This is a genomic window from Pseudomonas sp. SbOxS1, assembly GCF_013416725.1.
Classification (GTDB): domain Bacteria; phylum Pseudomonadota; class Gammaproteobacteria; order Pseudomonadales; family Pseudomonadaceae; genus Aquipseudomonas.
Genome location: NZ_JAAVXC010000038.1, coordinates 36,100 through 60,586 on the forward strand (window position 1 = coordinate 36,100; position 24,487 = coordinate 60,586).

The following is a 24,487-nucleotide window of genomic DNA, read 5'->3' on the forward strand; positions in this document are numbered from 1 at the left end:
AGAGACAAGTGACCAGCAAGGTCACTTGAGACTGTCACTCACTTGCGCTGGATTTTTTTCTCAGGAACAGCCAATTGTGCGCCTGCAGGCCGTCGAACTTGATCGTGTAGCGACCATCCAGATAGGTGGCAGGCAATTTTCCAGGTTGCCCAAGGGGCCCGCCCTGGGTGAACAGGGTCAAGCCCGGAGGGGCCTGGACGGTCAGCGTGCCCTCGAGGGGCTCGACGTAGAACGGGGTTTGGTCGTTGTCCTTGGGGACGGCCCGGGTGCCCAGGGAAATCAGCAGGTCCGCGGATTTGCCGACAGGTGCGTCGTCCAGGCTTTGCACCGCCACGCTGGCGTAGGCGGTCTTGAGTTGCACCTGGATATTGCCCAGCTTGATCGACTGGCCACCGATCCAGCCAGTGGCCGCCTGGGTGCGCGGCGTATCGATGGTGTAGAGGCCTTGTTTCCAGTTGCGCTTGAGTTCACCGGTGTCGCTGGTGGATTCGCTGGCCGTGGCGTCCAGCAGCGATTGTGCCGGGTCATGGAACACCTGTGCATTGCTGGCGATGACGCCCGGTTGCAACCAGGGCAGTTGCGGCGTTTTTGGCATGGCGATCTGCAGCTTGCCTTTCTCCATGGCGGTGCGCAGCAGGGCCGAGTTGGCCGGCGTAATGCTCTGGTTGAACAGGGTCTCTGGCGTCGGCGCGAAGACATAGGTGGTCTTGGCTTCGTGAACGTCGCCGCGACGATAAAGCAAAGCAGCGGCGGGCAGGGTGGCCAGCATGCCCGGGTCGTTGTAGGCGTGCCAGTTGCCGGCGGATTGCGATTGTTCGGTGAATGGTTCCTGACTGTAGGCATATTGCATCAGCGCATCCCAGCCCTGATGGCTGGCCGTACCGGCCATGTACAGTGGCAGCGAGTGGCGGTCGGCTGTCGGGAAGGGCTCGTTGTTCCACTCCGTGACAGTCAGGGGCTTGCCGACGACCTGGCCGGCGCCAATCCAGTCCACCAGGCTGGCGCTGGTCTGCGGGTTTTTCTCAAGGGTTCCAGGGCCTCCGTAGATATGCACGTCGACCACGTCTCCGGCAGTCAATGCCGGCAGGGCGCTCAGGCCGTTGCCGCCCCAACTGCTGGTCGTGGCAATCGGCACTTTCACGCCGGTCTCACGCAGGGAAGCGATCATGTCTACGTTGAAGCGCCGTTCCAGGTCGTTGAGGAACAGCTTGGCGGGGCCAGGCTCCCACGACCGCCAGGTCTGGTTTTCCGCCAGGTCGTACTGTTTGGCAAAGGCCTTGGCCGCCTTCATGTACAGCTCGTTGTGCCTGGGCACGGACTTGTCGGGCAGCAGGGCGTTGCCATAGTGTTGGGTGATGTCGTTTTCGTTGGTGATGAGCACGGCGGCAATCGCCGGATCATCCTTGTAGGCCAGGCCCGTATAGCTGTTGACGTGGCTCAGGTAATCCCTGGCAAAGCGTTTCATGGCCTGCTGGATCGACACGTTTACGTAGGCGTAGCCCTTGAGGTCGGCGACGCCATACTGGTTCTTCGGCAATTCATCGAAGGCGAAGATGTTGTCGTTCGCCCACAGGGCGCGTTGGACGTGCATGTCGAGCCAGACATAGATGCCCTCGTCCTTGAGGCACTTGATCCACAAGTCGAGTTTCTTCAGCGATTCTGCGTTCAGGTGCTGGGTATCATGCACGTTCCTGCCGTCACCGAAGATGTTGGGCAGGACCCACCACGAATCATGGTGGTGCAGTCGCACCAGATTGAAACCCAGGGCCGAGAGGCGCCTGGCTTGCAGCTTGATCGCATCGTCGGGTGTTTGAAATAACGTATAAGCCGACAGATTGGTGCCCCAGAAGCGTGCCGGGGTGTTGTCGGCAAACAGCAGTTGCTCGCCGACAGCCTTGATGAAACCGCGCTTGCCCGCAGGTTTTTCCTGGGCATTGAGAAAGGACAGGTCGACCGGCGCGGTTTTCCAGTCCAGCCGGTCGCTCGGCCAGCTCTTGGGGTCCGCGATGCCGTAACGCTCGGCGGCGGTCGGCCCCAGCACCACATCGCCCGACACACTGAAGGTGGCTTTGAAGTTTTCGCGACCGGGCTTGATCCGGTCCTTGTAGAGGAACGCCCGCACCTGGGAGCGATCACCGGGTTCGAAATACACCCTCTCCAGCGCGGGCTCGAAGCGCATTTCGATGCGCCGCCCCTGGGATTTGCCCCAGGTCCAGCCACGGTTGCCAGGCAGCAACACCGGTTCGCCCATTTCTTCGGCCAGGGCCGGGTCGAAGTTGAAGACGATGCCCCCGCCCATCACGTTCGACTTGAGGGTGCGGGCATCCAGCACCAGGTTGATGCTCAGCGTCTGCTCGTTTTCCTTGCGAATCTGCCCGGTCGCGTCGAAGTCCAGGATCTGGCTCTTGCCCTGCATGGCGTAGACAAAGGGCGAGATCACCTTGAGCGAGGGGGTAAAATCCGCCCAGTCCCAATTGCCGCCCCAAAAGACGAATTGCGAGGCGACGGCAGGGCTGCCGCCACGCGTAACCTGGGGCAGGCCGCTGCGTTCATCGACGCTGGCGACCCACTCCGCCGCCCGGGAGCTCAATGGCCAAATGACAAGAAACACAAGCAAGACTGACAGCAAGGGCATGCGGTAGAAAAAACTCGTCATGAGCGTTACCAGGTCCGTTGGAGGGTACTCTTGCTGCTTTCCGTCTGTGCGCGCTTGAGCCTGCGCGCCATCTGAGCATAGGACACACCCAGTCCGGCCACCGACCAATACACCACGGGGATTACCGTAATGCTGCTGACGGTGATGATGGTCACCAATATTCCGGCCAGTGTCGCCAGCAAGGCACGTCCGAGCCTTCGTGACTCATCCTCTTGCTTGGGAAACGAACGCATCGCCTTGCGAATGCCAAGCGCAATGGTGGCGAAGAAAGACACGAACAGCGTCAGCCCGATAACGCCCATCTGCAGGGCGACGGCGATGTAGGTGTTGACGATGTCGATGATGCCCTGGCCCTGGATCATTGACTGCATTTCAGGGGTGTTGCGGTAATCGAAGGAACCCAGCCACAGATTGCGCTGGATGACGATCAGCGAGTTATCGATCAGGCGCTGGCGGTAGGTGATGTTCTCGGCTTCCACCGAGCCGATGAAGGGCAGCAGGTCAATGATTTTTTGCCCGCCGGGCAAGATGGCCAGCAGCGGCAGAGAGAGGACGGCGGCGAGCCCGAGCAGCATCAGGCGCCGGACCGCATGACGGCCGGTACCGATGAACATCACGATCATGACGGCGGCACCGATCCACGGGCCGCGCGACAGGGGCGCAAACAGTCCTCCGGCGAGCAGCAGGGCGCCGAGTCGTCGCTGCATTTTGCTGCGAACGCCTTCCTGCAGGAACAGGTAAAAGCCGATGGCCACGGCGATGACATAGCCCAGCGCAATGGCCTGGCCCGTGGTGACGCTGGCACGCAGCGAGCCGCCACGGCTGAGGTAGGTGGAAATTTCCCATTGCACGCCCAAGGCGTAGGTCAGCCCGTTGTACAGCAGCCAGCGGCGGGTATATTCGAAGAGACCGATCAGCGACAGCAGCATGGCGGCGAGTAAAAAGGCCAACAGCGCATCCTTGAAGTCGCTGACGTTCTTCAGGGACCGGCTGGCAACGTAATAGGGCAAAAAAACGTCGATGAACAGATAGAGCGATTGACGCAAGGTGTCGGTGGGCGTGGTTTGGCGCAGGGAAAGAGCGGCGGTCAGGAGCAGAAAGGCGAGCAGCAGCTTGTCCGGCAAGAGGCGCCCGAAGGGCAGCGTATCGGGCTTCCTGCGCAACGCGAGAAAAGCCGGGAACAAAATGCACAGCGCCAGAAGTCGTACATGGTTCAGGTCGAAAAGATAGTTGACCAGGCCGAAGCCGGGGACCTGCGCATTGGCGGGTGGAATGAGAAACAACAGCATGAAAAACAATGCCATTGGGTTGCGTTCGCGCTGCCGCGTGACCGTCAGAATGATTGCGGTAACGCCGGCGTACACCCAGAAGCTGTGGGAAAAAAAGGCCACCAGCGTCAAGCCGAACCAAAGGTTGCGCCGTCGGGTGAAATCACTCAGGGGGATCAGATCGGCCGCCGGTCGCCGTGCAAAAGCGAAGACGATACCGGCAAGGACCAGGATGACGACTAACGCGCGAAAGTGCTCTGGCATGGGCTACCGATTTATTTGATGGGTGAGCGATGGCTAATGGCTAGTGGTTTACCTAATAGCGACTATAGTACCTTTCGAGTCGTCCAATACGGGGATTGATGTTATGCCTTCAGTTAACATATCGCCAACATTCAGCCTGCGTCGTCGAGCGATATCTGCTGGGGCATGGAACCTGGGGGCGCTGGTCACTTCGCAGGCGATCCGCTTGGGCGGCAACCTGATAATGACCCGTCTGCTGATGCCGGAAATGTTCGGCATCATCGCCATCGCCACCACCGTCCTGTTCGTTCTGCACCTGCTCTCCGATGTGGGGTTGCGCCAGAACATCCTTCAAAGTCCACGCGGCGACGACCCGGAATTCCTCAATACCCTCTGGACCGTGCAGATCGTGCGCGGCTTCGTGCTGTTCGCCTTTACGCTGCTGCTCGCAGCCGCTGCCTGGTATTCGCAAGCCATCGATTTCTGGTCGCACAACTCCACCTACGCCGCACCCGAATTGCCGATGGTGTTGGCCTGGACCGGTGTTACCGCGATCATCTATGGATTCCAGTCGACGAAAGTCGACCTGGCGGTTCGCGCTTTCCAGCAAAAGAAGGTGGTGATCGCCGAGTTTGTTTCCCAGGTCGTCGGCCTGCTGGTAATGCTGGCCATCGGTTACTTCACCCATTCCATCTGGTCGCTGGTGGCTGCCGGCCTGGCCACGGCCCTGGTCGGCACGCTGCTTGGGCATTTCTGGTTCGAGGGGCCCTCCAACAGTCTGCGCTGGGAAGCCGCTGCGCTCCACGAACTGATGGTGTTCGGGCGCTGGATCCTGTTGTCTTCGGCAGTGGGCGTGCTGTCGATGCAGGGTGACCGGATCATTTTCGGCGGCAGCATGACGGTCACCGAAATGGGCGTGTATTCGATTGCCGTGCTGATCCTCGGGGCTTTGCAGACCGGCGTCCTGAAAGTGGTCGGGGCCGTCGCCCTGCCAGCCTTCGGCGAGGCCGCAAGAACCAATGACCTCGACCGGCTGCGCAGGTTGTATTACCGCTTCAAGATGATGGTCGACCTTGCGCTGCTGTTTCTATGCGGGTTCCTCTGGGTTACCAGTCCACTCATCATCAAAGTGTTGTACGACGACCGTTACGCCCAGGCAGGCCACATGATGGCCGTGCTTTCGACGTCGTTTTTCGTGATGCGCTACATCGTGGCCAATCAGATCTGGATCGCCCTGGGGCTCACCAAGTACCAGGCCATCGACAACATCATTCGTGTGGTGTCGTTGTGGGTGCTGGTGCCGCTGTTGCTGGTTGTCGGGGGGGTCGATTGGGCGATCTGGGGCGTTGCCCTGCATACGTTGCCGACCTTGGTGCTGGTTGTGTATGTCAATCGTCGCGTGGGTATCCTCGATATCAAGCGAGAGCTGATTGTGTTGCCTATGCTGGTGGTAGGGGCCTTGTGTGGGGAGTTGGTGCTGGTCGCTTTCAGCTGGCTTTTCGGTTTAAGCGCTTGACCGGTTTTTCTTGACGTTGAAGCAACCTTTGAATCTCGGATGCAACCTCGATCCAGTGGAGTCGTGAGTGATGATTGAACGCGAGTCGAATACCTCTGTCATCAGTCGCAGAGGGCTCATTCGGGCATTTGCCCTGTTAAGCCTGGGGGGGCTGGCAATGAAGTTTACCGGAGTTGGGGCCCGGCCTCCTGCAGGTAAATCGGAGTTTGTCGTTATCAACGGGTGGGTGTTGCCTGCCGCGCATTTCCGGTAACTGCAAATATGATCAAAGACTACCAAACGCAGAAAGAGCTGCGCGATCACTATGATTTCTGCATCGTTGGTGCAGGCCCTGCCGGCATTACGCTGGCCTTGCGTTTGGCCGGCAATGGCTGGCGCGTCGTGCTTCTGGAGGGCGGGGGGCGCGAATATGCCCCGTATTCGCAGAACCTCTACAAGTGCCCTTCCACGGGGCTGGATGTCTTCGCTGAAGAAACCCGCCTGCGCTACCTGGGGGGCACCTCCAACCACTGGGCCGGTCGTTGCCGTCCCTTCGTGCCTTCCGACTTTGCCCTGGCCCCTCCGGTGAATTTGCCCGGCTGGCCCATCCCGTTTTCCGAAATAGAGCGCAATCTGCCAGCGGCCATGGCCATTCTGGACCTGCCGCTGGACTCGGGATTCAAGACCGTCAACGCGGCGTTCAACAGCGACGAATTCGAAGCTGACCGTTTCCTGCTCAGTCCGCCGACTCGATTTGCCCAAAAATATGCCAAGGAACTCGAGGAAACCGAGGGCCTGGACGTCTTCATCAATTGCAATTGTGTCGACCTGGACTTCGACAGCAACACCGGCCGCATCACCGCCGTCGTAGTGTCCGATTACGAACGCAATCAAGAGCGAATCTCGGCCAAGCAATTCATCCTGGCCGCTGGCGCGATCGAGAATGCCAGGCAGTTGCTCAACAGCAAGTCATTGGCCGCTGCCGGCGTGGTCACCGAGGATGGCCTGGTCGGTCGATGCTTCATGGAACACCTGAACATCGCCCTCGGTACTTTCATCCTCAACGAGGGCGAAAGCAGGGAATCCAGGCAGTTCTATACCAAGGATGCGTTTGTGATCGAGCATCATTCCGGTAAAGGCAATGTCACCGCGTCCCTGGTGTCGGCCGTGGAAACCTATGGGCGCATGGCGGCCATCAAGGGCTTTTTCGAGAACCTGGCCTGCAAGGCTGGCATGTCGCACAAGATCGAGTTCATTACCAAGTTCAACTGCCCCGGCGACGGAGAGCTGGGCACGATGATCGAGCAGTTTCCCAACCGCAAGAGTCGCATCTCATTGACCGAAGAACGCGATGAGTTGGGGATGAGAATGGCCAACATCCACTGGGAGCTCGCCCCTGAAGACAGGGAGACCGTAAAAAGCATCGGCCTTGAAGTGGCAAAGTGTTTTGCCGAAGAGGGGCTTGGCTATGTCAAGTTGGAGGAAGCGGTGTACGAAGTTTCCTTGCCGCTGAAGGTCGTGCCCCATGCCCACCATATGGGCACGACCCGGATGGCGGCGTCACCTGAATTCGGGGTGGTCGATGAGAACTGCAAAGTGTTCGGCACCAATAATCTGTACGTGACTGGCAGCAGTGTGTTTGCAACCGCCGGCGCGAGCAATCCGACCATGCCGCTGTTGCAGCTGACGCTGCGATTGGCGGATTACCTCAACCATCAAATGGGTCCTGCGGCAGGCAGGTATTCTTGAATTAAACAGTCTTAGGGAGAGCAACCAAAGCAGGGTGCCACTAAAACAACAACCATGGTGCATCTGGTCTTGGTACCGATGTGAAACGCTGACATTTGTGAGGCTGACAGGATGATTGGGCTAGCAAAGCGTGCAATACGTTACTACGTCAATAAAACGGGTCGGGGGAAGGGTTTATTCAAGAAGTTTTGCCACCCCACCGGCTATGAATGGGCAAACTACCTGGCGCGCTGGGGAGGCATTCATTCGGTCGGCAAGGGCGTATGGATCAATCCCGGCTGCAACATCCCCGACCCTTCGCTATTGCGCATCGGCAACAACGTCGGCTTGTCCGATTGCACGATATTCGGGCATGACGGGCTGATTGGCGTATTCGAGATCAGCGCGGGTAAACAGCTCGACTCCGTGGGTGCGGTCGATATATTCGACAACTGTTTTATCGGTTATCAGTCCATCATCATGCCGGGCCGCAAAATTGGTCCGAACTCAATCGTCGCCGCCGGCGCCGTCGTCACCAGGGATGTTCCACCCGGAGTCGTGGTGGGGGGGAACCCGGCGAAGGTGCTCTGCACCGTTGAAGACCTGATCAAGAAAATCGAAGAGCGTTGCGAAGCCTATCCGTGGATGGAACTCATCCGCCAGCGCGGCACCCACTTCGACCCGGATTACGAGCCCAAGCTCAAGGCCATGAGAGCGCAGTACTTCTTTGGCGAGAAAGCCAATGAGTAGCGCGCCCCTGGATGTGCTCGTCGTCAACTACAACACGGCAGGCCTGTTGCAGCCCATGTTCAATGCGCTGCGCCAGTCCAAGAGTGCCGACCCCGCGCGCTATCTGGTCGTGGACAACGCCTCGGCGGACAATTCGCTGGATTGCCTGGGCGATATTTGTCCGGAGGCCGTGTTGCTGGCCAATAAGGACAATGTCGGCTTTGGTCGGGCCAATAATCAGCTGGTTGAACACCTGCAGGGCAAGTACGCGTTGCTGCTCAATACCGACGCGTTTGTGTCAGACGACACCCTGGCCAAGACCCTGGAGTACATGGAGGCTCATCCCGATTGCGGGATCCTCGGTGTACGCCTGGTCGGTCGGGACGGCGAGATGCAACCCTCCTGCCGCTATTTCCCGACGCCGCTGAATGTGTTCCTCGTGACAGCCGGGCTTGAGCGCTTTTTCCCTTGGGTGAAACTGGTCGATGACCTGACCTGGGACCATGCCTCGGTGCGCGAGTGTGACTGGGTACCCGGCTGCTATTACCTGATCCGCCGTGAAGTGATCGACAAGGTCGGCTTGTTCGATCCGCGCTATTTCCTCTACTACGAGGAAGTCGATCACTGCCGGCGCGTCAAGGAGGCGGGGTGGAAGGTGGTCTACTACCCCCATACGTCGGTGGTGCATATCGGTGGCGAGAGTGCCAAGTCGGTCGACAAGCTGAACATGGATGGCCGACAGCTGCAGACGCTGCAAATCGAAAGCGAGCTGTTGTATTTCCGCAAGCATCACGGTTTGCCGGGGTTGGCCTGGCACATGCTGCTGGTGGGCCTGTGTGACCTGATCCTGGGGCTCAAGGCTTTGCTGAGAGGTCGAGGTCGGGCCGCCGTCAAGGCGTGTTGGCAACACACACGTGTGACCTGGGCACTGCTGCGTAAAACCAAACTCGGTAGCCAACCCACACGGTAGGTCAGTCCATGTTCGAAAACATACGTGCGGACTTGCGAGCATACGAGGGTGATTGGGGCGCCCAGGGTTTCTGGGTGATGCTGGTGTATCGCTTCGGGCGTTGGCGCTACGGCGTGCGCCCGGCGCTGTTACGCAAGTTGCTCTCGTTTATCTACAAAGTGCTGTTCAAGCTGGTGCAGATCGTGACTGGGATCGAGCTGCCGTGCGAGGTGGTGGTCGGGCGCAACTTCGTCATCGATCATTTCGGTGGCATCGTGATCAGTGGTTACGCGCAGTTCGGCGATGACTGCCGGATCCGCAATGGTGTGGTCGTGGGGCTCAAGAACGTGAAGGAGCCGATCGCCCCGGTGATGGGCAACAACGTCGATATCGGCACCGGCGCCAAGGTGCTGGGCAATATCCGCATCGGCAACAATGTGGTGATCGGCGCCAATGCCGTGGTGTTGACCGATGTGCCTGACAACTCGGTGGCCGTTGGGGTGCCGGCGACCATCAAGCAGCGCAAGCTCGCTGATGCCGAGCAATACTCATGAGCACGGTGGCGACGGGGGTTGGCGTCGTGGTCATCGGTCGCAATGAAGGCCAGCGCCTGGAGCGCTGCCTGGCGTCGCTGGTCGGGTCGGCGCAGCAGATCGTCTATGTCGACTCTGGCTCCACCGATGGTTCGGTACAGTTGGCCCGAAGGCTTGGCGTCGAGGTGGTCGAACTGGACATGCGCATTGCCTTCACGGCCGCACGTGCGCGCAATGAAGGGTTTGCCCGGCTGCAACGCCTGTTGCCGTCGATGCGTCATGTGCAGTTCGTCGACGGCGATTGCGAGGTGGTCGCCAGCTGGCTGCCCCATGCACAGGCCTTTCTTGAAGCCCACCCTGAGGTGGCGGTGGTTTGCGGGCGGCGCCGCGAACGTTTTCCGCAACGTTCCATTTATAACCTGATGTGCGATCTCGAATGGGATACACCAACCGGTGCGACCAGCGCCTGTGGTGGCGATGCACTGATGCGCGTGGACGCCTTCGTCACCGCGGGCGGGTACCGGCCGGACCTGATTGCCGGGGAAGAGCCGGAGCTCTGTGTGCGCCTGCGCGCCAAGGGCTGGAAAGTCTGGCGCCTGGGCGAGGAAATGACCTTGCACGATGCAAGCATGACCCGCTTCGGCCAATGGTGGCGGCGTACTCTGCGCGGCGGTTATGCCTTTGCCGAGGGCGCGTTTTTACACGGGGCCGCACCGGAGCGCCATTGGCGCCGGGAGTCGCGTCGGGCCTGGTTCTGGGGCTTGGGCGTGCCGCTGGCAACGGTCATTGCCACGCTGATGCTGGGCTGGCCCGGGTTGCTGGTGTTGCTGGTTTATCCCTTGCAGGTCGCGCGCCTGGCACGGCGGGGCGCTGGCCCTGCGCGGCAAAACTGGCTGCTGGCGTTCTTCCTCGTGCTGGGCAAATTTCCCGAGATGTTCGGGCAGGTCAAGTTTCTTTTGAACAGGTTCGGTGCCGGCAAATCCGCATTGATCGAATACAAGTGAGACTTCGATGGACTATTGGATAATCGTCAAAAGCGTCTTCTCCCTGCACGCTGGCTATTCCCTGAGGGCCTTGAAGAACAAACTCAAGTTTGCGCTGTTGGTGGTCAAGAACTGGACCGAGCTGAATCTGTTTTTCGGGCGCATGTCCAACGCCTTGGGCGATACCGGTATCGAGAAACTCGGCGGTGATTGCCTGGGCGTCATCCACTGGCCCTACATCAGCAAAAGCTGGAACTCCCAGGACAAACTGGGCGTCATGGCCTCGCATTACGAGGTGGTCACGAAAAGTTGCCCGCAGCTGCTGCTGTTCGGGCGCGACGACAGTCTGCTCCTGAGCGACCTGACGGCGTGGTCCACCGGTTGTACCTTGGTGCTGGACCGCCCGTTCTGGTTCATGCGTGAAGGCGAGTTGGTGCTGAACCTGTTCCAGGGCGATTTGCGCATTGCCTCGATCGCCTTCACCTTGTGCTGCACGGACGGTGAGCTTTGTATCTTTATCGGTGCCGTGCAGGGCATCCACAAAGGTATCGAGAGCGACCGGTCGCTGGCCATCTACAGGGATGTCACCAAGGACTTCGAAGGCCTGCGGCCCAGGAGCTTCCTGATTGAAGTGATCAAGTACATCGCCGGCAATATCGGTGTCGGGAAAATCTACGCGGTCGGGGATGTCTATCGGCATCATCGTCACCCGTATTTTGGTGCGCACAAAGCCCAGGAGCTGGCCGCCAATTATGATTCGATCTGGCTTGAACACGGGGCGACACCCTCCGAGCGCGAAGACTTTTTTGAGATTCCCATGGCGTCGTCCAGAAAGCCGCTGGACACGATTGCTTCAAAAAAACGCGCCATGTATCGCCGGCGCTATGAGCTGCTGGACGATACCTTTGCCAATATCGACAAGGTGTTGAGCGCCAGCTACGCAGTGAATTGACGTGACCGGTTACTGGACTACTGTGGGGGTACCTGCAGTGACAACTTCGACGACATTCAAGCCGGGTGCCCATGCGTATCGCTTATTTCATCAATCAATACCCGAAGGTCAGCCATAGCTTCATTCGTCGCGAGATCCTGGCGCTGGAGCGCCAGGGCTTTGAGGTGCAACGCATCGCACTGCGAGGCTGGGACGGCGAGTTGGTGGACGCCGAGGACGAGTCCGAACGCAGCAAGACCCGCTATGTGCTGGAGGGTGGCGTCAAGGCGCTGTTGCGACCTGCGCTGCAGGTGCTGCGCGCCCAGCCGCGGCGGTTTTTTTCGACGCTGTGGCTGGCGTTGCGCATGGGCCGGCGCGCCGATCGGTCGTGGCCGTACCATCTGGTCTATTTGCTCGAGGCATGTCGCGTGCTGTCCTGGGTACAGGCGTTCGGCGCCCGGCACGTGCATGCCCATTTCGGCACCAACTCGACCGAAGTGGTGATGCTGGTCAACGCCCTCGGCGGGCCGACCTACAGTTTCACCGTGCATGGCCCGGAAGAGTTCGACAAGGCGCAGTTCATCCACCTGGGCGAGAAAGTGCGACGTTCGGCGTTTGTCGCGGCCATCAGCGCCTATGGGCGCAGCCAGCTGTATCGCTGGGTCGAACATGCGCACTGGGCGCGGGTCAAGGTCGTGCATTGTGGCTTGGAACGGGCCTTTCATGATGTGCCGGCAGTGGCGGTGCCGTCCGCGCCGCGGCTGGTCTGCGTGGGGCGCTTGTGTGAGCAGAAGGGTCAATTGCTGTTGCTCGAGGCCGCGCGCCGCTTGGCCGAACAGGGCGTGGCGTTCGAGATAGTCCTGGCCGGCGACGGCGAAATGCGCCCGCAAATCGAAGAACTGATCGCCCGGCATGGCCTGCAATCGCGTGTGCGAATCACCGGCTGGATCAGCAGCGAGCAGGTGCGCACGGAAATTCTTGCTGCGCGGGCCCTGGTCTTGCCTAGCTTCGCCGAAGGCTTGCCGGTGGTCATCATGGAAGCCATGGCATTGCGCCGGCCGGTGCTGACGACTTATGTGGCGGGCATCCCCGAACTGGTGCGCCAGGGCGAGAACGGCTGGCTGTTTCCCGCCGGAGCGGTGGAGGAGTTGGCGGCGGCGCTGGAGGACTGCCTGGCGCAACCTGTCGAGCAGTTGCAGCGCATGGGTGAGGCGGCTTATCAGCGGGTGCTGGAGCGCCACGATATCGATACCGAAGCGACCAAATTGGCTCATCTGTTCAAGGCGCAAGCATGATCACATTCCTCAATTGGCTACTCGGTGTACCGCTGGCAATCATCCTCCTGCCAGTGTTGGTGCTGTTCGTGCAGGTGCTGCTGGCGCGCTTGCCAGTGCGCGATCAAGCGCTCGCGCAACGCCCGCGACCTCGGGTCGCGGTGCTGGTGCCGGCCCACAATGAATCCTCGATTATCCAGGCCACCTTGAATTCCCTGCGCCCGCAACTGCGCGAGGGCGACCGCCTGTTGGTGGTCGCCGACAACTGTTCGGACGACACCGCCGCGATGGCCCGTGCGACCGGTGCCGAGGTGGTGGAGCGCAGCAATGCCCAGCAGCGTGGCAAGGGCTATGCACTGGATTTTGGCGCGCGTCACCTGGCCGGCGATGCTCCGGACGTGCTGATCATCGTCGATGCCGATTGCCAGGTGAACGAGGGCTTCATCGAGCGCCTGGCCATTACTTGCATCGACTCGGGGCGGCCGACCCAGGCGCTTGACCTGATGCGTGCCCCGGCGGGTTCCGGGCTGAAGGTGCAGATCGCCGAGTTTGCCTGGTGCGTGAAGAACCGGGTGCGACCACAAGGCTGGGCCCGGCTGGGGTTGCCCTGTCAGCTGATGGGCACGGGCATGGCGTTCGTCTGGCGCGACCTGCCCTTGATCACGCTTGCCAGTGGCCACATCGTCGAAGACCTGAAAATGGGCCTGGATTTCTGTCGCAGCGGCAAACCGCCGTTGTTTTGCCCCGATGCCCTGGTGACCAGTTATTTCCCGCGCAGTGAGGAAGGCCTCACCACCCAGCGTACACGTTGGGAGCATGGTCACCTCGGCGTGATCCTGGGGGACGCGCCAAAGTTGCTGGTGGAGTCGCTGGCCCGACGCAACTTCAACCTGCTGGCCATGACCCTGGATCTGCTGGTGCCGCCACTGGCCTTGCTGACGTTGTTGTTGGGTGCGGCGTTTATCCTGTCCTGGTTGGTGTTCTGGTTGTTCGGCGCGTGGCTGCCGGCCTTGATCGCCTCGGTCGGGGTGACCCTGTTGATGGTGACCATCCTGCTGGCGTGGAGCCAGTTCGGTCGCGCCATCATCGCCTTTTCCGCCTTGCTGTATGCACCGTTCTACGCACTGAAGAAAATCCCCCTGTACCTGGGCTTCCTGGTTAAACGCCAGGTTGAATGGGTGCGTTCCAAGCGGGATGACTCCTGATGCGCGCATTGGCCTGGCAGCACCATTGGCAAACGATCATCCAGGCACTCAAGGTCGTCGCCGATGCCGATCAGGAGCAGCGCCTGATCGAGGCGTTGTCCAGGCCGCAACGGGCGACGGTGCTTGGATTCGTCAATGCCCATGCCATGAACCTCGTTGCCAAGGACAACGCCTACTACCAGGCACTGTCGGCCGCCGACGTGTTGCTGCGCGATGGCTCCGGCATGTCGATCCTGTTTCGCCGAATGGGCAGGGAGCCGGGGCTGAACATGAATGGCACGGATTTCATACCCAAGCTACTGTCGGCCTACAAAGGACGACGCGTGGCTTTGTGGGGCACGCAGGAACCTTTTTTGGTCAACGCGGCAAAGCATTGCGAGGCTGCATTGGCGGTCGATGTCGTGTCTGTCCACCATGGTTTCGCCGACGTCGAGACCTACCTGGAACTCGCCCGGCAACATCAGCCGGAGTTGGTGGTGTTGGGCATGGGCATGCCCAGGCAGGAAGTCGTTGCTGCCCGGCTGGCGGCCAGCGGCGTGCCCTGCTTGATCGTGTGTGGGGGGGCGATCCTGGACTTTCTCGGTGGCAAGGTAAACCGCGCTCCGCAATGGATGCGGGGCCTGGGTTGCGAATGGGTGTTCAGGCTGGTCAGTGAGCCCAAGCGGCTGTTCAGTCGTTACGTGGTCGGTAACCCGATGTTCATATTGAGAACGCTTGCCTGCACAGCGCCGACTGGCGGGTGAGGTTGGGGCGGATGAACAGGCTTGGCGCTGTAATATCTTGCAAAACTCCGGCGTAGCATCTTTACTGCTCATATAAGCGACGACTTGCTGGCGCGGTATTGATTTGTTTCGCCTTTAGTGCGAATGGCGACGAAAGTTTGACGCCATCCGCTCTCATATCGAAGCCTGGTTATCAGCCTGTTATTCCTTGATTCGAACTTTCGAATAATCTTTCCTTAATCATTTAGTGTTAATACCAAATGAAAGAATATGTAAAGGCACTGTTGCGTCAGTTGATTACGCCGTCGGTACGCTTTGAACTGAGGAAAGCCCACGCCTGGCTGCGCGATATTGCCGCTCGGGCCTGTTTCTGGCGCTGGGAATTTGTCAGGTTCAAGCTGCGCGAAGACAGCGCTTACGACATTCTCTATATGGGCCGCAAGGCACAGCGCGAATTTGTGAAAGTTCTCATGGGGGCTGAACCTCAGGTAGCCAATCAGCAAGTCAAGGCGGATAAATCAGGCCGGACGGTGTTTGTCAGTGAAATACCGACGCCGGGCGCACTCTGCGTGCCCCAGTATCTTAGCGCTGTCGTTCCCCTGGGCAGATCGATCGAGGACATCACTGCAAGATACAACTCCGAGTTGCGCCGCAATCTTCGCAAAAACCGCTTGCGCTATCGCCTTAAACAGGCGTTGAACGACGACGAAATCGAAAGTGCCGACCAGGGCATGCTGCAGCCCTATGCCAGTGCAAGGCATGGCACGTCTGCTTCGCAAATCGAGCAGCAGGAAGTGCGAAGGGTGGCGAAAACCGCCGGCCGACTGGACCTGGTGTTGCTGGAAGACGAAGTGGTCGCCTGTCACCTTGGCTGCGTGATTACCCGCGCGGGCAAGCGTTACTGGAGCACGATCCGTTTCGGCTACCCCGAAACAGTCTATTCGGATGCGAAAAAGCTACGGGAAATCAACTCGATCACCACCTTCATGGCGCTGGAATGGGCACTGGAAAACGGCTTCGACTATTACGATATCGGCACCTGCCTGGCGCGCCCGGACGATGGTTTGCTGGAGTGGAAAAGACGGCGCGGTGGCGATGTCGATACGCTGAATAACCACGGTTATCTGTTTGTCCGGCTGCCCAAGGTGGGCGTCGCGCAATTTCTCTGGGAAACCCCCTTGTTTGCCGTAGAGGGTAGAAAACTGACCCTGCATCTGGGTTTGCCGGACGGGCAAAGCGATGAAGAAGTCGCCGAGCGCTATCGCGAAATGGGATTTGGTGGGCTCGGCAAGGTCTATCTTCATTGCGCCAAAGAGCCACAAGTACAACTACTTGAGACTTTATGCGGTCGATATGCTCATCTGAAGTCGCCCCCTGTTCTGGAAACCATTATTTGCAACTGATTGGAGTTTTGATTTTGCGCACAGGGACGACTAGCGCAATTTGTATTTAAACGTATCAGAGTGGTAATCCTTATGTCGCAATCGAATATGTTGGTGAGCGGCGCTGGGGCGAAATGGAGTTTTGCTGCGTACAAACACATTTTCAAGGAGAAACTTGCCAGGAAACCGCCGCTGAACCTGCAAAGTGTCGCGGTGAAAACCTGGGAAGTGGCTCCCGCGGATGTATCGATTGCTCCGCCTGCTTTTTACCTGCCCAACCAGCTTGAACGCGTGACCGGGTGGCAGTTTTATCCCTTCGAACATCCCCGTCGCACCATGGAGGGCAACGGTCCCGTCCAGCACGGTCCGACTCGCGCCTTTCTGCTCAAGGACGCCTGGTTGATCGACGGCGCGCTTTACAAAGGTGATGCCAAAACCTGGTTATCGCCCAGGGCCCATTGGTTGCCGAAGATTCGCATAGAAAACGAAATCGACCGCGGGGCGATGTATTGCACCGTGGGTGGCAACACCTGGTTTGGCTCGTGGATGGTGGATGATTGCATCACCTATCCAATGGCTTGCGAGGAGGGCGTGCCGGTGACCACGGCGCTCGCTGAAACTGAGGTCAGCGCCACCAGGCACGGGATACTTCACGCCCCCGGCTATGAAAAGTGGCTGGGCATGAATCCGCTGCGTTTGCGCAACGCATTTTTTCGTGAGCTGGTGATCTTTGACGACATCCCTCAGAACCGCCACAAGCACCTGCGCTTTCGCGCCATGTCTGAAAAGTTGCTGTCGCATGTCGATGTCAGCCCGCATCCCGGGGTATTCGTGCTGCGGGGCAACAAGGGCGAGTTGCGCTTGTTGCGCAATGAACTGGAGCTGGCTGAGCGTCTGCGTGAGCGCCGGGGCTTTCGCATCATCGACCCGTCGAAAATGGATGTGGCGAGCATCGTCGCCGCCTGTGCCGGGGCCAGGACCGTGATCGGCATCGAAGGCAGCCAACTCATACACGGCGTCAATGTCCTTGCACCCGGCGGTTCGCTGCTGATCCTGCAACCGCCTGATCGTTTCGTCTGCTTCTTCAAGTACCTGACGGATCGCGACCGGCAGAACTTCGGTTTTGTAGTGGGCACGCCGGACGGCGAAGGTTTCAGGATCGACCCCGATGAGGTCGAGCGCACGCTCGACCTGTTTCCGGCCTGATGCTTCTTGAGGGTTTTCCTTTCTTGTTGATAACCCGGTAACGCTGATCGTCAGCGCTACCGGGTGTTGGATATCGTGCAATACACGACTAGTAGGCATGCTTGCCGGAGAAGGCCGTCACCGTTCGGGCAAGGATGACGAAGTCGAGCCACAGCGACCAGTTGTTGATGTATTCGATGTCCGAATCCACCCGCCGAATCATCTGTTCGATATCCTTGGTTTCACCGCGATAGCCACGTACCTGGGCCAGGCCAGTGATGCCTGGCTTGATGTTGTGGCGCGCAAAGTAATCGGCGATGTCGGGCGAATACTGCGCATCGTGCTGGATGGCATGGGGACGCGGCCCGACCAGGGACATTTCGCCCATCAGCACGTTGAACAGCTGCGGCAGCTCATCCAGGCTGGTGCGTCGAATGAAGGCGCCGACCCGGGTCATGCGCGGATCATTCTTCTGTGCTTGCTTGACCACACCGTCTTCGGGCTGATGGACGACCATGCTCCTGAACTTCCAGATGCGAAAAGGCCCGCCGCTCCAGCCCATCCGTTGCTGGCGAAAGAACACCGGCCCGGGGCTGTCGAGCTTGATCGCAATGGCGACGATGGCCAGTACCGGCGCTGCAAACAGCAACAGCAGAAACGCCAGCACGCGGTCTTCAAGGTTCTTGAGCAGCAGGCGCATGCCCATCAGTGGGGTTTCGGACAAGGTCAGCACGGGAATGCCGGCAATCTCGCGAACACTGTGATTGATCAAGCGCAGGGAAAAGATGTCCGGTACCCAGTTGACCGAGATGTGCTTGTCGAACAGCTTCAAGTACACATCCTTGATCACCTGTGAGCCGTCCAGTGGCGTGACGAAGTACACGGTGCGGATGGAATGCTGCGCGACCAGGTCGTCAAGATCGGAAATATGCCCCAGGATCGCCAGGCGGTTGGGGTTCTCCGAGCCATCCTTGCCCTGGTCATCGGCCGCCCCGATCAACACGGAGCCGACCACCCGCTCACCCAGCCAGGGATTGTTGCTGATTTTCTGGTGCAGGAAGTCCGCCAGCTCTCCCGAACCGATGATCAGTGCGTTGTCCCGCTGGGTGGGGTGAGCCAGGAATTTCTTTTGCAGTTCACGGGTCGCGAGGTGCAAAAGCAACTGGGCGAAATAACCGATGACGAACAACTCACCGACCAGCAAGCGTGAGTACTGTTCGCTCTGTTTCGTAAGAAAGGCCATGGCGACGAGAAAACAAAAAGCGGCGGTCCATGCCTTGAACAGTTTGAAGGCCTTGACGGCAAAGCCGACATTGCTTCGATAAATGGCGTAGTGGTCGTAGACGACGGCCAATGCCCCCAGCAACAGCAGGACCATGATCACATAAGCCTGCGTGATGAAGCCGACGTGATAAACAATCAGGTACCACGCGACACCGGTGACAGCGAGGCTATCGAGGCCTGCCTGGATAAAGATACTGGTACTGCTTCTTCGCTGGAGTACGGAACGGCTACTGCTCGGCTCAAAAATCATGATCAGATCCCATTTTTGCTGCCCCCTCGCGCCCAACCCGAACGCGATCCAGGTCAAAACCACCTTCGTTTCAGAGCTTTAGCCTCATCGGCAAGCTACTTATAGTCGAGAAATCCACCGTCCACCGAAATTCGCAGGCAGGGGAAAAAGCGGCATCCCGTGCTATCACTTTAGCAGCAGTGTGGATTCATTCACGCAATGGACGAAGTTTAGTGTGCAGCATGGACGCAGGCGCCGGCCGGCCTGCTTTTGGGGGGACTGGACGACCATCGGTAGCACTTGGATTGCTGGGGCGGGAAGAGCGGACGAGCAGCGCATGGGCAGCGCTGTCAGTTATTCATCCCGTCTTCGATGGCGATGCCTTGGGCGCGCATCTTGCCGATCAGTTCGGCGCGGGTACCAGGCAGGTTGAGCATGGTTTTGGCACGCAGTGCCGCCACTTCGTCTGCGCTGTAGGGCTGGTAATCGGCGGGTCGGCTTTTGCCGGCCATGCCGTCCTCGCGCATCAGCCAGTTGAGCAGGTCAGCCAGTTGCGCGTTGTTCAACGCCGATTGCGACATGCCCGGCACGCGCACCAGGAATTCGCGACCGCCCGGGACTTTCAGGAAGTTACCGACAAACCCGGTCATTCGCGGCGTGTCATTGGCCGCCGAGCCCATGCCGTTGCCCAGATGGCAACCGGCGCATTGCAACTGATAGTTCACGCCCACGCTGTAGCCAGCCTGGGCGATGGGCTTTTGCAGTTCCTCGTTGCCCGGCGCGTGACGCTGCGTCGGGTCCGGGATGGCCCGGGCATGGGCGAGTGGGGTGCTCAGGGTGCAGACGAGACCGAGGACCAGCAGCTTGCGCATGAGATGTCTCCTTAAAGGGGACCTGTAGGAGCTGGCTTGCCAGCGAAGGCGCCCGAAAGAACAACGCAATGCTCAAGGACGCCTTCGCTGGCAAGCCAGCTCCTACAAGGGACCAATGCCGGTGCCAGGGCAACCGGCGGTGGTGCGTGTCAGACCGCCACGCCACGGATGATCGAAACGGTGCAGTGATAGATGTGCGATTTGGCGGCCAGGCACCAGTTCACATCGTTGTTGTTGAACGGGCGGTAGGCCGGTTCTTCACTGTCGTTACGGGTGCAGGCGCACTGGGCGCAGCTTTGCTTACCGCAGCAGTCGTTGTACGAAATGATGTAGTCCTTGCCGTCGGCCGGATTGCGGCAGGTGCCGATCCAGGTCACTTGCGAGGCCTCGGTGCCTGGCGGGCAGGACGTCACCGAACCGCCGCAGCAGCTGCACAGAAAGCCGTCGATGGAGCAGTAGCGCCAGTAGTCGCAGCTGTTTGGATCACCCGGGTCACCGGCTTTCGGGTCAGTGGCGGCCAGCGCCTTGCTGGTACGGTCCAGTGGCAGCAGCACGGGCAGGGCGGCACCGGCCACGATCAGCGAGCCCATGCGGGCCAGTAGTTTGCGGCGCGAAGTCGTGTCGGCAACACGGCGCGAGGAGCGCTCGAACAACAGATCCAGCAGTTTCATGAAGGTCTCCCTGCCTTATCAGTGGCTATGGCCGTGGCTATGATCGTGAGCGTGGTCGTGGGGCTGAGCATTGAGGTACTGCTGCAGCGTGGCGTGCTTGAGGTGCTCGACTTCGAACAGGCTGTCCAGGTGCTCGCGGGAATTGACCAGGCCCTTGGCGCGCAGGGTGCCGGACTTGTCGATCAGCGCGGCGTACGGCAGCTTGCCGATCTGGTAGGTCATGCCCACTTCCGGCCCGACCACGTAGGTGGCGTCTTCCAGTTTGTGTTCGCGGATCAGCGCTTGCTGGGCGTCCATGTCGCCGTCGCTGACGAACACCACGTCCAGCGTGCTGGCCTGTTCCTTGGCGATGGATTTGATCGCCGGCAGCAGCGACTTGCAGATCGGGCAGGTCGGCGAGAGGAAGAACAGCAGTTGCGATTTCTCGCCGGCATAACCGAAGTTCACCGGGCGACCATTACGGTCGGCAGCGGTCACTTGCGGTGCGGCTTCGTTGACCGCCACGCCTTTGTCCATCATCAGCGCGCCGGCCGGGGCCAGACGGCCGTGCAGCACGCCAATCTGACGGACCAGGCCCATGACGACGAACGCCACGGCCACCAGCAATACCCAGAGCAGAACGTTGGAAACTATCAAGCCTTCCATTGTGATTACCTACCAATCAATTTGAGCAGAAGAGGGGAGTTCGCCGCCAGGCCATCGGCCGCGGCGTAGATGAGCAGCGCGACGGCGGCCGAAGCCAGGGTCACGAAGCCATCGAACACAGTCATGTCGCGGGTAATCGGTGCCACGCTGGCCAGCAGCGCCAGCGCCACCAGCACGCTATTGCGCAGCAGCAGCACAGGGCGCAGCGGTTGCGCCTGGTCGGGGCCTGCGCAGCCGCAGTCGATGTCGCGACGACCGCGCCACAGGTTGATGCCGATGGCAGCGGCGTACAGTGCCAACAGGCCCGCCGCGCTCAACGCCGCCCAGGGACGGCTGACCGGCACCAGCAACGCGAACGCGATCGCCAGTTCCAGCAGTGGAATCAACCGCGCGCTCGGGCGCACCAGCGCGTCGGGCAGCAGTTGATAATCGGCAAGCTGTTTGCGAAAGCGTGCTGGCGCTCGCACCTTGTGGGTCGCGGCACTGGCCAGCAGCACCGCAATGGCGATGGCGCTGGCAAGGATGAAGATCGGATCTGATTGCATGGCCGAACCTCGTTTAGTAGCTCATGACCTGAGTCGCGGTTTTCGCGACCTTGGCCATGCTGCCGGTGTGCTTGTTGGTCTTGAGGTCGAAGATCTGCAAGCCGCCTTCAACGTCGGTGCCCAACAGCAACGGTTTGTCGTCACCCGTCGCCTGCATGCTCCACACCGGTACCGGTGCTTCCAGGGTGCCGATTTTCTTGCCGGTCTTGAGGTCGAAGGCCCAGATCAGGGGGCTCGGGTCTTCCCACTTCATCGGCTCGTGGGCGTCGTGCATCAGCACGTACAGGCGGTTCAGCTTCGGCGCGACCGCCATCAGCTGCCAGCCGCCTGGCGCCCAGCCGGCTTTTTTCTCTTCATCGGTGACCAGCGACCAGCTCGGCAGGATTTTCGGCGCATCGCCGCTGAAATCCACACCGCGCACGGTGCCGGTGGTGGTGGTGAAGTAGTAGGTGTCGCCGACGTTGACTGCACGCTCCACCAGTTTTTCCGCGTTCGGATCAAAGAACGGCGTGCGGCTGCGCGCGGTTTCCTTGCCCTCGTCGTTAATCGTCACGACCTGCAGGCTGCCGTCGCCGCACAGTGAGGCGAACTTGCGCTTGCCGATCGGGTAGTTGAGTACGCAACCGGGAATCGCGATTTCCGTGGCCACGGCCTTGGCCTGGGTATCGACCACGGTCACCGAGGTCGACGGGGTGAAGTTGTAGACGTAGACGAAACGGTCATCGCCGCTGGTCTTCAGGCCGTAGCGCTGGGTCAGCGACTCGGCGCGCTTGTTCGGGATCAGTACTTCCCAGGCCGGCGACAGGGTCGAGCTGTCCCACGCGGTCAGCACGTCGGTGCGGGTGCCACGGGTGCCGCGCGAATACCAGATGTCGGCGCTGTAGATCAGCTTGCCGTCATGGCTCAGGGCCGAAGGCGCGGCAAAGCCGGTCGGAACCATGCCGAGCACGCGTTTCTGGTCGGGGTCGACCACGGTGACACGCCCGGCGACGAAACTTTCGAACTCGACATCGACGACGAATGCCCGGTGCGGTTCAGCGGGAAAGGCCAAGGTGGTCTGGCCGATGCCGGTGTCGGCGGGCAGGTCCGCGTGGGCACTGTTCAAGCCGAGTACAAGCAGGCTCAGGCCTAGCGCTGACTGTACGGAGATCCTGTTTGTTCGCATAAGGGGAACTTCCTGAATTATTGGTAACGCGGATCGCGGGTGAGTGGGCAGATTCTGACCATCGAATAGTGCCTCGCCCGGCAATCTCGGGAATTGCCCTGCCTGCCAAGTGTTTGTGTATCTGTGCCAGTGTCGGGGGGCTGACCGTCGATCGTTCCCACGCTCTGCGTGGGAATGCAGCCCGGGACGCTCCGCGTCCCAAATCAAAAGCCGAACGCGGAGCGTCCGTTGAGGCATTCCCACGCAGAGCGTGGGAACGATCAGATCGCGGGGGGATCAGGCGGAGGTGGCGAGAGGAAGGGAGAAGGTGAATACGGCTCCACAAGGCTCCAGGTTTTGCGCCCAGATATCGCCCCGATGACGGCCGATGATGTTCTTGCACAGCGCCAGGCCGATGCCATTGCCGCTGACCTTGGACGAGAAGAAGCCGTCGAACAGTTTCTCTTGCGCCTGGGCCTGGATGCCGCGGCCGCTGTCTTCTATGCGCACCAGCGCCACGCCGTCGGCGGCGCTGGCATGAATGCGCAACACCCGGCGTTCGAGCGGCAGGTCGGCCATCTCTTCAATCGCGTTGAACGCCAGGTTGAGGATCACCTGGCCAATCAACACCTTCTCGCAACTGACCCGCAGCGGCTCGGGTGAGGTCACGACTTCCACACGCACAAGGCTCGGATCGGCCCTCAGGCTGATGAAATAACGGGTTTCGCGCAGCAGCTCGTTGAGGTCGATCAGCTCTTCGCTTTGCTCCAGTTTCACCACGTAATCGCGCACGCTCTTGATGATCACCGAGGCATGCTCGATCTGCCGCACGGCGCTCTGCAAACCCCAGGTGACGCCCTGATCGGCGTCGGCCGCGTTGCCGAGGCGAATCACCGCGCCCTCGATGAAATTGCGGGTGGCGGCCAGCGGCTGGCTCAGTTCATGGGCGATGGCCACGGCCATTTCACCCATGGCGTTGTAGCGCGCCAGGTATTCGAGCTTCTGCTCGCTGACCCGTCGCGCTTCTTCGGCCTGCACCTGCTCGGTGACATCGCGAAACAGCAGCAGATGGCCGACCAGGTCATCCTCAATCTCTATATAGCGGCACGTCGCATCATGCCAGCGCCATTCGCCGTCCCGGCGCTGCACTTGGTAATGCACGTTGAAGGGTGTGTGTTCCGGCGTTTCGTGGGCGAACCGTTGCAGCAGGCGCTGGCGCGAAGCGTCGTCGCACCAGGCCAGGAAGTTCTTGCCCATCAACGGATGGACTTCACTTCCGAGCAAGTGCGCGCCGGAGTCGCTGATAAAACCGATATCGCCCTCGGGACCGAGCACCGCCACACCCTCGGCCAGGTCCTGCATGAAGGCCTTGAGCCGGCTTTCGAAGCGCTTGAGGTCGCGCTTGACCTTGTCCTCCTTGGAGATGTCGCGGAACTGCACCATCAGCACATCGCGACCGTCCAGGTGCACCAGGGTCGCTACGGCCTCGGAAAGAATCTCCACCCCCTGCTTGGAGCGATAGCACCACTCGATGGCGCGCTGACCGGTGCGCGCGGCGCCTTCCAGCCAGCGCAGGCCCACCGAGCGCCGGTACTTCGGAGCGTCGCGGGTCATGTCCGGGGCTTTGAGCGGCGTCAGTTCGTCCAGGGTAAAACCCAGCGCCGCCAGGGCGGCCGCGTTGGCCCAGAGAATTTCCTTGGTGTGCGCATCGTGAAGAATGATGCACAGCGGCATGGCTTCGATCAGCGCATGGAAGTCGTTCGGTTTTGGCAAGTACATCGCACAGCCCTTTACGGCAGAGGGTTCCAGTATGG

Annotated in this window: 21 protein-coding genes; 12 read left to right on the top strand and 9 right to left on the bottom strand. The window is 60.1% G+C overall.

Annotation, left to right across the window (positions count from 1 at the left end):
• Positions 1–34 precede the first annotated feature (34 nt).
• Together HFK74_RS28025 and HFK74_RS28030 are read right to left on the bottom strand one after the other, a co-directional pair.
• Positions 35–2,656: a cellulase family glycosylhydrolase gene (locus tag HFK74_RS28025; RefSeq protein WP_180206344.1), complete on the bottom strand. Its 2,622-nt coding sequence runs from the start codon at positions 2,654–2,656 to the stop codon at positions 35–37.
• Positions 2,657–2,661: 5 nt separating this feature from the next.
• Complete coding sequence (locus tag HFK74_RS28030; RefSeq protein WP_180206345.1) at positions 2,662–4,188, bottom strand: O-antigen ligase; 1,527 nt, start codon at positions 4,186–4,188, stop codon at positions 2,662–2,664.
• A 103-nt stretch (positions 4,189–4,291) separates the two neighbouring features.
• Between HFK74_RS28030 and HFK74_RS28035 the strand changes: the two genes are divergently transcribed.
• The 12 genes from HFK74_RS28035 (at position 4,292) to HFK74_RS28090 (ending at position 17,304) form a co-directional block, all read left to right on the top strand.
• On the top strand, positions 4,292–5,683 hold the full coding sequence (locus tag HFK74_RS28035) for an oligosaccharide flippase family protein (protein WP_180206346.1): 1,392 nt from the start codon (positions 4,292–4,294) through the stop codon (positions 5,681–5,683).
• Between the two features lie 261 nt (positions 5,684–5,944).
• The gene (locus HFK74_RS28040; protein WP_180206347.1) at positions 5,945–7,411 is read left to right on the top strand and encodes a GMC oxidoreductase; all 1,467 of its coding nucleotides are present in this window, start codon (positions 5,945–5,947) and stop codon (positions 7,409–7,411) included.
• A gap of 111 nt (positions 7,412–7,522) precedes the next feature.
• Positions 7,523–8,140 carry an acyltransferase gene (locus tag HFK74_RS28045; protein WP_180206348.1) on the top strand — a complete coding sequence of 206 codons (618 nt, stop codon included), beginning with the start codon at positions 7,523–7,525 and terminating at the stop codon, positions 8,138–8,140.
• On the top strand, positions 8,133–9,089 hold the full coding sequence (locus tag HFK74_RS28050) for a glycosyltransferase family 2 protein (protein ID WP_180206349.1): 957 nt from the start codon (positions 8,133–8,135) through the stop codon (positions 9,087–9,089). Before HFK74_RS28045 ends, HFK74_RS28050 begins: the two co-directional genes overlap by 8 nt.
• 8 nt (positions 9,090–9,097) lie before the next feature.
• On the top strand, positions 9,098–9,622 hold the full coding sequence (locus HFK74_RS28055) for a serine O-acetyltransferase (protein ID WP_008062132.1): 525 nt from the start codon (positions 9,098–9,100) through the stop codon (positions 9,620–9,622).
• 5 nt (positions 9,623–9,627) lie between these two features.
• Positions 9,628–10,605, top strand: a complete 978-nt coding sequence (locus HFK74_RS28060; RefSeq protein WP_180206368.1) for a glycosyltransferase — start codon at positions 9,628–9,630, stop codon at positions 10,603–10,605.
• A 7-nt stretch (positions 10,606–10,612) separates the two neighbouring features.
• Positions 10,613–11,536, top strand: a complete 924-nt coding sequence (locus HFK74_RS28065) for a DUF535 family protein (protein WP_180206350.1) — start codon at positions 10,613–10,615, stop codon at positions 11,534–11,536.
• Between the two features lie 71 nt (positions 11,537–11,607).
• Positions 11,608–12,810, top strand: a complete 1,203-nt coding sequence (locus HFK74_RS28070) for a glycosyltransferase family 4 protein (protein WP_180206351.1) — start codon at positions 11,608–11,610, stop codon at positions 12,808–12,810.
• Positions 12,807–13,994 (top strand): glycosyltransferase family 2 protein, encoded by a 1,188-nt coding sequence (locus tag HFK74_RS28075; RefSeq protein ID WP_180206352.1) that lies wholly within the window; start codon positions 12,807–12,809, stop codon positions 13,992–13,994. The genes HFK74_RS28070 and HFK74_RS28075 overlap by 4 nt, the downstream gene beginning before the upstream one ends.
• Positions 13,994–14,737, top strand: coding sequence for a WecB/TagA/CpsF family glycosyltransferase (locus tag HFK74_RS28080; protein ID WP_180206353.1), 744 nt, complete (start codon positions 13,994–13,996; stop codon positions 14,735–14,737). The genes HFK74_RS28075 and HFK74_RS28080 overlap by 1 nt, the downstream gene beginning before the upstream one ends.
• 239 nt (positions 14,738–14,976) lie before the next feature.
• Positions 14,977–16,119, top strand: a complete 1,143-nt coding sequence (locus HFK74_RS28085) for a hypothetical protein (protein WP_180206354.1) — start codon at positions 14,977–14,979, stop codon at positions 16,117–16,119.
• A gap of 72 nt (positions 16,120–16,191) precedes the next feature.
• On the top strand, positions 16,192–17,304 hold the full coding sequence (locus HFK74_RS28090) for a glycosyltransferase 61 family protein (RefSeq protein ID WP_180206355.1): 1,113 nt from the start codon (positions 16,192–16,194) through the stop codon (positions 17,302–17,304).
• Between the two features lie 88 nt (positions 17,305–17,392).
• Here the strand turns inward: HFK74_RS28090 and HFK74_RS28095 are convergent, their stop codons facing one another.
• From HFK74_RS28095 to HFK74_RS28125, 7 genes are all read right to left on the bottom strand, one after another.
• A complete protein-coding gene (locus HFK74_RS28095) occupies positions 17,393–18,817 on the bottom strand; it encodes an undecaprenyl-phosphate glucose phosphotransferase (protein ID WP_180206356.1) in 1,425 nt (474 codons plus the stop codon).
• 329 nt (positions 18,818–19,146) lie between these two features.
• Entirely contained in the window at positions 19,147–19,668 is a 522-nt protein-coding gene (locus HFK74_RS28100) for a cytochrome C (RefSeq protein WP_180206357.1), read from the bottom strand.
• Between the two features lie 149 nt (positions 19,669–19,817).
• Positions 19,818–20,339, bottom strand: a complete 522-nt coding sequence (locus tag HFK74_RS28105) for a methylamine dehydrogenase light chain (protein WP_008062110.1) — start codon at positions 20,337–20,339, stop codon at positions 19,818–19,820.
• Between the two features lie 18 nt (positions 20,340–20,357).
• Complete coding sequence (gene mauD, locus HFK74_RS28110; protein WP_008062109.1) at positions 20,358–20,984, bottom strand: methylamine dehydrogenase accessory protein MauD; 627 nt, start codon at positions 20,982–20,984, stop codon at positions 20,358–20,360.
• A gap of 5 nt (positions 20,985–20,989) precedes the next feature.
• A complete protein-coding gene (locus tag HFK74_RS28115; protein WP_180206358.1) occupies positions 20,990–21,529 on the bottom strand; it encodes a MauE/DoxX family redox-associated membrane protein in 540 nt (179 codons plus the stop codon).
• Positions 21,530–21,542: 13 nt separating this feature from the next.
• On the bottom strand, positions 21,543–22,694 hold the full coding sequence (locus HFK74_RS28120; RefSeq protein ID WP_180206359.1) for an amine dehydrogenase large subunit: 1,152 nt from the start codon (positions 22,692–22,694) through the stop codon (positions 21,543–21,545).
• Positions 22,695–22,970: 276 nt separating this feature from the next.
• The gene (locus HFK74_RS28125; RefSeq protein WP_180206360.1) at positions 22,971–24,452 is read right to left on the bottom strand and encodes a sensor histidine kinase; all 1,482 of its coding nucleotides are present in this window, start codon (positions 24,450–24,452) and stop codon (positions 22,971–22,973) included.
• Positions 24,453–24,487: the final 35 nt, after the last annotated feature.